The sequence below is a fragment of the Acidithiobacillus sp. TH-A36 genome (assembly GCF_057473445.1).
The window spans coordinates 1-10,979 of record NZ_JBYCKP010000140.1 but is presented as its reverse complement, the minus strand read 5'-3'; the positions used below and the strand labels follow the sequence as shown (position 1 = coordinate 10,979).

Below are 10,979 nucleotides of genomic sequence, written 5' to 3'. Positions count from 1 at the left end.
ACCGGGTGAGTACAATAGGCGCAGACCTTGACTGCCCCTTGGGCTTTGAGGGCATGAGCAGCCTCACAAAGGGTATTGGCGGTATCTACCATATCATCTACCAATACGCAGGTGCGTCCTTCGACGTCACCAATAATGTTCATGACCACGGATTCATTGGGGCGGGGACGGCGTTTATCGATGATGGCCAGATCCACTTCCAGCCGTTTGGCAATGGCGCGGGCACGAACTACACCCCCTACGTCAGGAGAAACGACAATGAGTTCCGGGTAGCTTTTCCGCCAGATGTCACCCAGTAAAATGGGGGAGGCGTAAATATTATCCACTGGAACATCAAAAAACCCCTGAATTTGATCTGCATGCAGATCCATGGTCAAAACCCGATTGGCCCCGGCGCTGGTGATGAGGTCCGCCACCAGCTTGGCCGTAATGGCCGTGCGCGAGCGGGATTTCCGGTCCTGGCGCGCATAACCAAAATAAGGCATGGCGGCAGTAATCCGGTTGGCCGAGGCGCGTTTCAGGGCGTCAATCATGGTCAGTAATTCCATGAGATGATCATTGGTCGGTGCGCAGGTAGGCTGGAGGACAAATACGTCGCGCCCCCGGACGTTTTCGAGGATTTCGACAAACACTTCGCCGTCGCTGAAAGAGCTGACCTCGGCGCGCCCCAGGGGAATTTGCAGAAAACGGGCTACTTGCGCAGCAAGAACAGGATTGGCGTTTCCACTGAACACCATAAGATTGCCGTGGGCCATGTGATGTCATTCTCTCTGTGCAGGTGGCAAAACAGTCCGAGGACAATTGGCTGGGGCGCCAGGGATCGAACCTGGGAATGCCGGAATCAAAATCCGGTGCCTTACCGCTTGGCTACGCCCCAATAACTCATTGCTCGGCAGGATCAAATAGAGGATGCCGATTACATCCTTTGACCGCCCAGGATCGCCATGGCAAAGGTACTTGTCCAGCGATGATCCGGGCGCTACTTGCATCTTCTGCAACCCCGAAAACACAGGCACCGCTCCCCGTTAAACGAACATCGCGCAATCCATGACTTTTCAGCCATTGGATAGCGGATTCGACCTCCGGGTAGCGTGCACATACTGTGCTTTGCAGGGTGTTTTCCATGACCCCGCCGAGAAACGCGCCTATTGTGCTGGGCGGGTGCTGTCGTGTCAATTCTGGAGCGGTAAAAATTTCCCGGGTACTGACAGCAATGCCGGGATGTACGAGTACATAATGAGATTCGGGGACCTCATCCAGGGCGGATAGCTGTTCACCGATCCCTTCTGCCCAGGCGCTCTGTCCAAAAATGAACACCGGAACATCCGCACCCAGTTGGGTGCCGAGTGCCATCAGCTCCTGACGGGTAAAGCCGCTTCGCCAGAGGCGGTTGAGAACGATCAGGGTGCTGGCGGCATCCGAGGAGCCTCCGCCAATCCCGCCGCCCAGCGGCAGAACCTTTTCGATGTGAATATGGACGCCTTCCCGGATGCCTGCGCTTTCCATCAGCAGGCGCGCCGCACGGATGGTAAGATCATCTGCCTCAGCGACGGTTGCGGCTCCGCCACTTCGGGAAAACTGACCTGCGGGTCGCGAACTGAATTGTAGCTGATCGGCAAAATCAATAAATTGAAAAACGGTCTGCAGTTCATGGTAGCCGTCGGGCCGTTGTCCGACGATCCGAAGCATCAGGTTCAGTTTTGCCGGGGCAGGGTAGGACATACGCATGTTTATTCTGCTTGACCCATTTGCCACTGAGTAATGGCCATACGCAGGGCAATGCCATCCGGACCATTTGCCTGTAATAATTTGGGCATGGTCAGTCCGCCGACGGGGGTGTACTGCAAATAATGGACCTGCCAGGGGCCACTGCGGAGAATGTTCGGCAATCCTGAAGCGTTGTTGCTGATGGTACTGGTATTACCGCGCAAGCCGAGCATCCAGTCCGGCAGTTCCGCAGCAGGAAGTTCGACATGCAGGACCATGCTCAGTAGCGTGGACAGATTGCGAGCTTGCCGATGTTCTCCGGTGATGGTTTCCAGATGAGCACCGGAAGCATCTACCGTGATGCGTGCCACGGTTCTGCCCAGAGGGTCATAAATGGAAAGTTCCTGCAGCCGGGGCGACTGTTTCCAGCGAAAGCCAAAGTTTTCATTCTGTTTGGGTGTGCTGAGGACGGCTTCGCCACTGGCACGCCAGTATTTCAGGCTGGAAATCACCTGATTACGTTCCGCCGTGGGGAGAACGTTGGAAGCGTTGGGATGCACAGGGGTCATCGTCGCGCAGGCCGAGAGCGTCAAGGCGAGAATGGCCCCGGCACTGAGTTGCAGAGGCCGGTTCAACGCCGCAAAAGTTAAAGTTGTGGGGAAAGAAAGTCTCATGGCTGGCGGGTCAGTTCCTGGCGGAGAGGGATGTCATTGGGATTTTTATCCAGCGCCCGTTGCCAGACGTGACGGGCTTCCTGATGTTTGCCCAGAGCCCAGAGGATACGTCCCAGATGCATGCTGAGTTCGGGATCGTCAGGAAGGGCCTGGTGGGCTTTTTGCAGGTATTCCAGAGCTTTCTGGTTGTCGCCCTGACGATGATGGAGCCAGCCGACACTGTCCAGAATTTCCGGATTTTCGGGTTCAAGTTCAATCGCTTTGTGTAAAAGGGTGCTGGCTTCGGGGAGATTCTGATTCCTTTCCACAAGGCTGTAGCCCAGAAAATTGTATGCCTGGGCATTATCAGGGGCGAGCTGAATGACCTGCTGCATGGATTTCTCCATGGCTGGAAAATCATGGAGTTGTTCCTGGACGGCACCTTGGGCATACCAGAGTTCCGCATTTTCCGGAAGGCGTGCGAGGGCTTGCTGAAGTATTTGCAGGGCTTGCTGCAGGTGGCCGCTGCTTTGCAATAAACCGGCCTGGAGAAGGGGAATCTGCGCCTCTTTGGGGTGGGCAGTCGCCAAAGTTTGCAGGCGGGTCAGGGCTTTTTTATGGTCACCCAGCTGATACTCCGCGCGCGCACTGTGCAGCTCCACTTCTGCATACAGGGGGCCGGAGTGAATGCGTTGATACCACTGCAGAGACTCTGACCAGCGGCCCTGGGCCTCATACAGCCGGCCCAGATAATATATGGGTGCGGGAGATTGGGGGGCGAGATCGCGGGCGTGCTGCAGACTGCTTTCAGCCGCCTGCCAGTTGTGGCGTTCAATATCCATGATCCCCAGGGACAAGGCGATTTCGGGATTGTCCGGATGCTGCTGCGCCATTCCCTGATACAGCCGGTAGGCCTGGGTTGTGCCTCCCATCTTCAAATACAGCGCGGCCAGATACTGGCGCGCTTTTGTCGCTTCAGGATGATGGGCTGTAAAAGACTGAATACTGTGCAGGGCTGCGGTCGGCCCTTGGGAGGCTTGCAGGGCCTCGGCCAGTTGAATGGCAGCTTCCTGCCAGTCAGGTCGCAGGCTGAGCGCTTTTTCCAGCCATGTGATGGCATGGTCGGGCTTGTTTTCGATCAGATCAATGCGACCCAAGGTATAGTAAGCATTCGCAGAATTTGGATTTTTGCTGGCCAGCGCTGTCAATAGTCGCTTTGCTTCGCCACTTTGGCCGTGGGCAATCAGTAATTCCGAGAGTTGCAGGGTGATTTTGGGATCATCAGGAAAGCGCGCCAGAGTTGCCTGGAGCAGGTTGATGGCTTGCTGTTCATGACCTTTGGTCAGCAGCAGTGCTGCCTCAAACTGGTCGGCCCTGGCGCTATCGGGTGCCAGTTTCCGCCATTTTCTGGCCAGGGTCAGGGCGTCATCAAAATCTCCGAAGCGGGCGGTAGCCTGGGTGGCGCGCTCTAAAACATTTGCCTCGGGAGCCAGTTTGGCCGCTTCTGCCCATGCCGGTATGGCGAGCTTCGGCTCCTGCTGCAAGGTCGCAAATTCGGCAACCAGGAGGTAATACAATTGTTCTCCGGTCATCCCGGCAGGGTTGGTATCGGCCACAGCATTTCCAGCGATGAGGCTGAGCAGTATTCCTGCCACCATGCCGCTCAGCTTGCTTCTCATACCATCTGCTCCGGATTGATCATTCAGCAAGCACAATAACTGCTGGCGCTGCTGCTTGCAATCCTGTGCGCGGTCAGCGACAATTCAGCCCCTCCATCGTCGCTCTGCAGGGACGGTCGCTGCTATTTTCTGCTTTGGTCTAAGTCATCATACTGCCCCGATTGCGGTTCGGGAAAAGGTCGCCTTTTCTCCAGAATCGCTGGCTGTGGCGCATCGCGATCTGCTTGATCAGGGACTCGTCAAGGAAGCTCTGATTGTATCTACCTGCAACCGCACCGAAATTTACGTGCATGGCGGTCATGGGTCGAATCGTCAGGCCTTGCAGAACTGGCTCTGTGCTTTTCATCAGATTGATCCCCGTTCTCTGGATGGACACATTTATTACTCCAGCGACGCAGAGGCGGTCCGTCATCTGTTTCGGGTAGCCTGCGGCCTCGATTCCATGATTATTGGTGAACCCCAGATTTTGGGACAGGTGAAAGATGCCTATCAGGTAGCTGCTGACAGCAGTGCAGCCGGTCCGGTCTTGAATCGCCTGCTGCACTGGACGTTTCGGGTTGCCAAACGGGTGCGGTCGGAAACCGCCATTGGCTCTGCCCCGGTGAGTGTGGCCTACGCAGCGGTCAGTCTGGCCAAACAGTTGCTCGGTGGTCTGGAAGGTCGCTCGGTATTACTGATTGGGGCTGGAGATACCATAGAACTGGTGGCCACCCATTTGCGGGAGCACGGCGTAAGTACATTTGCCGTGGCCAATCGCAGCCCCGAACGTGGTGAGCAACTGGCCGCAAAGTTTGCGGGAAATGCCCATGCCCTGGAAATGATCCCCAGTCTTCTGCATGACGCCGATGTGGTGGTCAGCTGCACGGCCAGTACCCAGCCCATTGTCAGCCGTGAGGCAGTATCTGCCGTCATGGCGCAGCGCGAACGTGGCGACCTGATGCTGGTGGATCTGGCCGTACCCCGGGATATTGCCCCTGAAGTAGAAAGTATTGAGCAGTGTTATTTGTACACGCTGGACGATCTGAATGATATTGCCCAGGCGGGAATGCGGGCGCGACGTGAAGCCGCTGCAGCCGCCGAGTTGATCATTGCCGATGAAGTGGGCCAATTCCAGCAGTGGCGCGAAAGTCTGGATGTGGTGCCGGCTATCCGCCGCCTGCGCGATCATGTGGAAGAACGGCGTCAGGACGAAGTGCGGCGTTTTCAGCATTATCTGGATCAGGGCCAGGACCCGCACGCGGTTCTTGATGCTTTTTCCAAGGCGCTGATCAATAAAGTGCTGCATGATCCCATTGCGACCTTGCGCCAGCCCTGCCAGGAAGCCACCAATGAGAGTCTGGTTGCGGCTTTGGACATTCTTTTTCATCTCAGTGATGCTGAAGGATGAGCCTCAGTCCGCGTTTGCAGGGCCAGCTGGAACAGTTGGCCTTTCGCTTTGAAGAACTGAGCCAGATGTTGACCAGCCCTGAGTTGGTCAATGATACCCAGCGCTTTCAGAGTCTTTCCAGAGAGTTGGGTGAAATCAGTCCCATACTGGATTTGTTGCGCCGTCACGAACAGCGTCAGCGTGATCATGACGAAGCGGAAAAAATGCTGCTTGAAGAGCGCGATCCCGATTTGCGGGAAATGGCCCATGACGAGCTGGCGAGCGCCAATAAAGATCTGGAGGAACTGGAAGAGTCCTTGCGCTTACGCTTGTTGCCCAAAGACCCCAATGATGAGCGCAACGTTTTCGTGGAAGTACGTGCGGGGACCGGGGGAGAAGAAGCCGCTCTGTTTGCTGGCGATCTGGTGCGCATGTATACCCGTTATGCCGAGAGTCAGGGTTTTGCAGTGCTGTTGTTGTCGGCATCGGAGTCGGAGCGGGGCGGCTACAAGGAGGCCGTGCTGGAAATCAGCGGGCGCGGTGCCTATTCCCGACTCAAGTTTGAATCGGGCGGCCATCGGGTTCAGCGTGTCCCGGAAACTGAAGCCCAGGGGCGTATCCATACCTCTGCCTGTACGGTGGCGGTATTGCCGGAGGTGGATACGGTCAGTGAGATCAATATCAATCCGGCGGATCTGCGAATTGATACCTTTCGAGCCAGTGGTGCCGGTGGTCAGCATATCAACAAGACTGATTCGGCCATCCGGATTACCCATATTCCTTCGGGGCTGGTGGTAGCCTGTCAGGAAGATCGCTCACAGCACAAAAATCGTGCCAAAGCGATGGCCTTGTTACAGGCCCGACTGCTGGAAACGGAGCAGGAAAAACAGCAGAGCAGTGCTGCACAAACCCGGCGGCTTTTGATTGGTTCTGGTGATCGCTCCGAACGCATTCGTACTTATAATTTTCCGCAAGGACGCCTGACGGATCATCGTATCAATCTGACCCTGTACCGGCTGGAGGCTATTCTGGCGGGAGACCTGGATGCCGTCATTGAGCCGTTGATCAAGGAATATCAGGCCGATTTGCTGCAAAATCTGGGTGATGATTAGTCTTCAGGATTGGCAGCGCCATCTGGGTGCGCAGTTGGCGGCAGTCAGTGACCAGCCTGCCCAGGAAGCGCGCTGGTTGATGACACATGGTCTCGGTCTCCGTTCCACGGAACTTCTGGTAAATCCTCAAAAGGTTTTGGCTCCCGCTGAAAAAGCGCAATTACAGACACTGCTGGACCAGCGACTCAGCGGTGTGCCTCTGGCTTACTGTCTGGGTGAATGGTCCTTTTATGGACTGGATCTGGCAGTCACTGCTGCAGTATTAATTCCTCGTTCCGATAGTGAATTACTGGTCAGTCTGGCTCTGGCCGGGAATCAGGCTGGTGATGCTCTGCAATTGCTTGATCTGGGCACAGGGTCTGGAGCGTTGGCCCTGGTGCTGGCCCGTGAACGGCCGCAAGCCAGCGTTTTTGCGGTGGAGCAAAGCCCGGAAGCCTTGGCCGTCGCCCGGCTGAATGGGGATCGAATCGGGGTAAAAAACATCCAGTGGTTGCAGGGTGATTGGTATGCTCCCCTGGATCCAACCCTGCGTTTTGATCAAATTATTTCCAACCCGCCTTATCTTGCCAGTAATGACCCCCATCTGCCGGACTTGCGGCATGAGCCCGGGACTGCGCTGGTGGCTGGTCCAACGGGTCTGGAATGTCTGGAATATATTATTTTCGGTGCCCGTTCGCGTTTGCATCCGGGGGGACATATTTTGCTGGAGCATGGGTGCGAGCAGGCTGCTGCGGTGCGCACACTCCTGCATGACCATGGTTTTCAGCAGGTACACACGCATTGTGATCTGGCAGGCAGAGAACGTGTAAGTAGCGCCAGGAGCCCTGAACATGCCTGAGTTACCGGAAGTGGAAGTGACCCGTCTGGGAATCAGTCCGCATCTTTTGGGAAAAAATCTGCAGGGCGCGATTGTACGCGAATCACGTTTGCGCCTGGCCGTGAATGCGGATTTGAGTGCGCAGGTTGCCGGTCAGAAACTGGAGCAAATAAGACGGCGCGGCAAATATCTGCTGCTGGATCTGCAACGGGGCAGCATTCTGATTCATTTGGGGATGAGTGGACACTTGCGGGTGCTTCCGCAGGACACTCCGGTGGAGAAACATGATCATGTGGACCTGCTTTTTGCTCAGGATACGTGTTTGCGTTTCCATGATCCCCGTCGTTTTGGCGTACTTTGCTGGCTGAAAGAAGCGGATGCGCACCCATTGATTGCCCGCCTTGGACCGGAACCTCTGGGTGAGGATTTTTCCGGGGCCTATCTCCATGCTCAGAGTCGTCAGCGCCAGATTCCGGTAAAAGCCTTTCTGATGGATGCGCATCAAGTGGTGGGTGTGGGAAATATTTACGCCAATGAGGCCCTTTTTGCCGCAGGCATTGATCCGCGTCGTCCGGCCGGACGCATCTCTCTGGCCCGCTACACGCTTCTGGCCGCAGCCGTGCGTTCCGTGCTGGAAGCCGCTATTCAGCAGGGGGGGACGACTCTGCGAGACTTTACCCGACCAGATGGCAGAAATGGTTATTTTCGACTATCTCTGGCGGTATACGGACGAGAAGGACAAGCCTGTATCCGCTGCGGAAAAGCTTTGCAGGGAATGCGCATCGGCGGGCGGGCGACTACTTATTGTTCCCATTGTCAGCACTGACCTGTCGGGAGTACCTATGAGCACTGAGCAGTCGATTATCCGTTCACCGATTTTGGAGGGCCTGTCTGAATTGAACCGCTGGCGCCAGGATCTGGTGAGTGGTCTGCACGAAATGGCGGCACTCACTGCCGACCTCGGCCTGCTGCCCAGTGGAACCATGTTGCAGTTGGAAGCCCTGGCCTACGACACAGAACAGGACAGTCTGCGCATTGCTTTTGTCGGCGAGTTTTCCCGGGGTAAAACCGAACTGATCAATGCCTTGTTTTTTTCGGATATGGGGCAAAGACTCCTGCCTTCCAGCTCTGGCCAGACCACTATGTGTCCCGTGGAAATTCGCGGTGCGCCGCAAGGCCGACCCGGTCTGCAGCTGCTGCCCATTGCCAGCCGCAGCCTCGATGTCAGCATTGAAAAGCTTAAGAAGGCGGGAAGTGCCTGGCGCAAGTTCCCCTTGTCTGTGGCAGACAAAAAGGAGCGGTCCGAGTCATTGGCGCATTTGACGGAAACGGTTTGTGTGGCCGTAGAAGATGCCCGGCGTATTGGTCTTTGCCCGCCGCTGAACCGCACCCCCAAAAATCGCGAACGCACGGTTTGCCCTTCTTGCGGATTGGGTAAGGTACTGATTCCGCGCTGGCGGCACGCCATATTATATCTGGCACACCCGGTATTGGATGCAGGCTTGACGGTGCTGGATACTCCGGGGCTCAATGCCATAGGTGCCGAACCGGAACTGACCTTCAGCATGCTCGCAGATGCGGACGCCATTGTTTTTCTTCTGGGTGCAGATACCGGAGTAACGCAAAGTGATCTGATGATCTGGGATCAATACCTGATGCGCAATGCCCATCAAAAGCAGATTGTACTCTTGAATAAAATTGACACCCTTTGGGACGAGTTGCGGGAAGAAGACGATATTCAACATGAAATTACCCGGCAGGTGGCTAATACGGCAACCCGCTTACGTATCAGCCCCGATCAGGTCATTCCGGTTTCCGGTCAAAAAGGCCTGGTTGCCCGAATCCGTCAGGATGCGGAACTGCTGGAGCGCAGTGGCATGGCCGCGCTGGAACGCTCCATAGCGGAAGTACTTTTGCCAGCGCGTCATGAAACCATCAAGGAAAAATGCCGGACGCTCATAGAGCGGGCGGTGCTGGATCAAAAAAATATGTTGCAGGATCAGCGCCATCGTCTTTTGGCGCAAATGGATAGTGTACAGAGTCTCAAGGACCGTACGGCTGAAAAAATCCCCAAACTGGTTGCACAGCACCAGATCCTGCTCAAAAATTTTGAGCAGGATCGACAGGCTTTTGAAGAGAAAAAAGCCCGGTTCCGCCAGGCAGTGGAAGAGTTGTTGCTGATTCCTCTGGCACCCAGCACCTTTGATCTGGTGATCAGTAACGCCAAGGCGGAAATGCTTTCGGCCTGGACAACCGCAGGAATTGTCGAGCGGTTTCGGCAGTTTTTCAGTGAAGCCATTGCCCACTTTGACCGGGCACTGGAGGGTGCACAACAAGTGTCCGCCATGGTCGCAGAAGAATATAAGGCCTTGCAGAAGCGTTACCGCCTGCCCCCCTTGCGGGCCGTGCCCTACGCCATGATGCCCAGACGTGCGGAATTGATGGATATGTCTGAAAGCTACGAGCGTTTTGGAATGATGCTGGAAATTGCGGTGAACACTCAAAGTAGCGTGGTGCGTAAGGCATTTTTAACGGTAGCGGGCCGAACCCGGGATTTTGTCGTCGAAACCCGTCGGGAAGCAGAAAACTGGGTGGATGAAATCATGGCCGTCTTGAACCAGCAACTCCAGCTATTTCATCAGAATGCCGAAGAAGAGCTGAATGCCCTACAAAGCATTGCTACGACTATGGGTAATATTGATACGAGAGTGCAGCAGCTGGAACAGAGCCTTGCCAATATTCAGGAGCAGAGTGACCGGCTTGATCGCCAATCCGCTCCGCTCCTGAGTCTGCTGCGAGAGCCTTTCAGGCCTGTCCGGTAAGTTGCCGGAATTTGCTTTGCAGTTGTTCAGCAGATTCTGCATGTTCAGGATCTTTGCTGATACAATCCACCGGACAGACTTCCATGCATTGCGGCGTGTCGTAATGGCCAACGCATTCGGTGCAGAGATTGGGGTCAATGACATAGATTTTCGGCCCCATACTGATGGCGCTGTTGGGACATTCGGGTTCACAGACATCACAGTTGATGCAGTTTTCATCAATAAGCAGAGACATTTATTTCTCCTTGGACCAATTCCATATTCTACTTTTCTGAATGGCGTAGGTCCACACCGTCGCGAAAATGTTGTTTCAGGGCGCTGGCTACAGCAGGATGGACAAAAGCGCTGACATCTCCGCCCAGGCGACTGATTTCCCGAACCAGGCTGGAGGAAAGGAAAGTATGCTGATCGGAAGTCATCAAAAACAGGGTCTCAATTTGCGCATCCATGCGGCGATTGATGGAAGCCAATTGAAATTCATGCTCAAAATCAGAAATGGCGCGTAATCCGCGCAAAATCAGATGGGTTTTTTCTTCCTGCAAGAGGTGGATCAATAATCCGGAAAAAGCGCGTACCCGGACTCCCGGAATACCTGTGAGGGTTTCCGTGGCCAGTGCAACTCTTTCGGCCAGCGGAAATATGGGATTTTTAGGAGTTTCCGAGGCGATGGCCACCACGACCTCGTCAAAAAGCTGGGCAGCGCGGCGGACCAGGTCTTCATGACCATGGGTAATTGGATCAAAAGTGCCGGGATAAATAATCCGTCTGGGCTGGGATGTTGTGCGCATGTTCTCCTACTGCTTGCTAAACAGGGTGTAAAAAG

At 55.2% G+C, this 10,979-nt stretch carries 11 protein-coding genes and 1 tRNA gene; 5 read left to right on the top strand and 7 right to left on the bottom strand.

All coding sequences use genetic code 11. The features are described 5' to 3' along the window. The 5 genes from AC2VLY_RS03910 to AC2VLY_RS03890 all read right to left on the bottom strand — a co-directional run. Positions 1-755 (bottom strand): ribose-phosphate pyrophosphokinase (locus tag AC2VLY_RS03910; protein ID WP_486893060.1); only part of this gene is annotated, 755 nt, incomplete at its 3' end. Positions 756-802: 47 nt separating this feature from the next. After that, positions 803-877, bottom strand: a tRNA-Gln gene (locus tag AC2VLY_RS03905). Between the two features lie 5 nt (positions 878-882). Then, positions 883-1,728 (bottom strand): 4-(cytidine 5'-diphospho)-2-C-methyl-D-erythritol kinase, encoded by an 846-nt coding sequence (gene ispE, locus AC2VLY_RS03900; protein WP_486921794.1) that lies wholly within the window; start codon positions 1,726-1,728, stop codon positions 883-885. A gap of 2 nt (positions 1,729-1,730) precedes the next feature. Continuing rightward, positions 1,731-2,381, bottom strand: a complete 651-nt coding sequence (lolB, locus tag AC2VLY_RS03895) for a lipoprotein insertase outer membrane protein LolB (RefSeq protein WP_300251452.1) — start codon at positions 2,379-2,381, stop codon at positions 1,731-1,733. Beyond that, complete coding sequence (locus tag AC2VLY_RS03890; RefSeq protein ID WP_486921793.1) at positions 2,378-4,039, bottom strand: tetratricopeptide repeat protein; 1,662 nt, start codon at positions 4,037-4,039, stop codon at positions 2,378-2,380. The genes lolB and AC2VLY_RS03890 overlap by 4 nt, the downstream gene beginning before the upstream one ends. A 55-nt stretch (positions 4,040-4,094) precedes the next feature. Between AC2VLY_RS03890 and hemA the strand changes: the two genes are divergently transcribed. From hemA to AC2VLY_RS03865, 5 genes are read left to right on the top strand one after another with little or no spacing between them, the layout of a single operon-like run. Beyond that, positions 4,095-5,426: a glutamyl-tRNA reductase gene (gene hemA / locus AC2VLY_RS03885; protein WP_193651512.1), complete on the top strand. Its 1,332-nt coding sequence runs from the start codon at positions 4,095-4,097 to the stop codon at positions 5,424-5,426. After that, the gene (gene prfA / locus AC2VLY_RS03880; protein ID WP_193651513.1) at positions 5,423-6,517 is read left to right on the top strand and encodes a peptide chain release factor 1; all 1,095 of its coding nucleotides are present in this window, start codon (positions 5,423-5,425) and stop codon (positions 6,515-6,517) included. The genes hemA and prfA overlap by 4 nt, the downstream gene beginning before the upstream one ends. Further along, on the top strand, positions 6,510-7,355 hold the full coding sequence (prmC, locus tag AC2VLY_RS03875) for a peptide chain release factor N(5)-glutamine methyltransferase (protein ID WP_300251632.1): 846 nt from the start codon (positions 6,510-6,512) through the stop codon (positions 7,353-7,355). The genes prfA and prmC overlap by 8 nt, the downstream gene beginning before the upstream one ends. Continuing rightward, on the top strand, positions 7,348-8,160 hold the full coding sequence (mutM, locus tag AC2VLY_RS03870) for a bifunctional DNA-formamidopyrimidine glycosylase/DNA-(apurinic or apyrimidinic site) lyase (RefSeq protein ID WP_193651514.1): 813 nt from the start codon (positions 7,348-7,350) through the stop codon (positions 8,158-8,160). The genes prmC and mutM overlap by 8 nt, the downstream gene beginning before the upstream one ends. 16 nt (positions 8,161-8,176) lie before the next feature. Continuing rightward, positions 8,177-10,156, top strand: coding sequence for a dynamin family protein (locus AC2VLY_RS03865; RefSeq protein ID WP_486892626.1), 1,980 nt, complete (start codon positions 8,177-8,179; stop codon positions 10,154-10,156). Here AC2VLY_RS03865 and AC2VLY_RS03860 read toward each other — a convergent pair. Then, positions 10,140-10,391 carry a YfhL family 4Fe-4S dicluster ferredoxin gene (locus AC2VLY_RS03860; protein ID WP_193651516.1) on the bottom strand — a complete coding sequence of 84 codons (252 nt, stop codon included), beginning with the start codon at positions 10,389-10,391 and terminating at the stop codon, positions 10,140-10,142. The genes AC2VLY_RS03865 and AC2VLY_RS03860 overlap by 17 nt on opposite strands. A gap of 28 nt (positions 10,392-10,419) precedes the next feature. Then, complete coding sequence (gene coaD, locus AC2VLY_RS03855) at positions 10,420-10,944, bottom strand: pantetheine-phosphate adenylyltransferase (protein ID WP_193651517.1); 525 nt, start codon at positions 10,942-10,944, stop codon at positions 10,420-10,422. Positions 10,945-10,979 lie beyond the last annotated feature (35 nt).